Raw genomic sequence first — 535 nt, 5'->3', positions numbered from 1 at the left:
GCGCCTCGGTGATGCTGTCGATCCCGAACGACCGGAAGTGGTGCTGGCCGGTCTGAAGCCACTGGAACACGTTCACCAGCGTCGAGAACTCGCGCACCATGACGACGCACACCTCCCACGACCCGTCGTACGCGGGCGGCGGGCGAAGCCCGTCCCAGGTCGTCTTCCGGACCGGGAGGAACTTCGAGCCGCCCTCGGCGTCGAGGATCAGCAGCGGCGGCGGAGCCGAGGCGACGAGTGTCGTCTTCCCGGCCTTCGAGTCGGCGTGGATCAGCAGGGACAGCGTCTCATCCGTCATCGGTCGTACCTATCGTAGGGGTCGACGACCGCGAACGCTTCGGCGATGAAGCCCTCGTGGTCGCTGAGGTCGTCGTCCATCATCGGGCACACGACGCGGAACTCGCAGTCCCAGGCGCAGTCGTGCGTGGGGGTGGGATAGCAGACCGTGCGGTGATCTTCACCTGCATGCAGGCGAAGCTCGGCCAGCTCAATGTCCTGCGCCTGCCCGACCAGGTGCCGCCAGTGCGACCGCAGC

At 67.3% G+C, this 535-nt stretch carries 1 protein-coding gene; it reads right to left on the bottom strand.

Translation table 11 applies throughout. The annotated features are described in order from the left end of the window. Positions 1 to 298, bottom strand: a 298-nt coding sequence (locus tag GEV06_29245; GenBank protein MPZ21922.1) for an AAA family ATPase, incomplete at its 3' end; no start/stop codon positions are given. Positions 299 to 535: the final 237 nt, after the last annotated feature.

Source organism: Luteitalea sp. (genome assembly GCA_009377605.1).
Lineage (GTDB): Bacteria > Acidobacteriota > Vicinamibacteria > Vicinamibacterales > Vicinamibacteraceae > WHTT01.
This window is presented reverse-complemented; position numbering and strand designations above follow the sequence as displayed.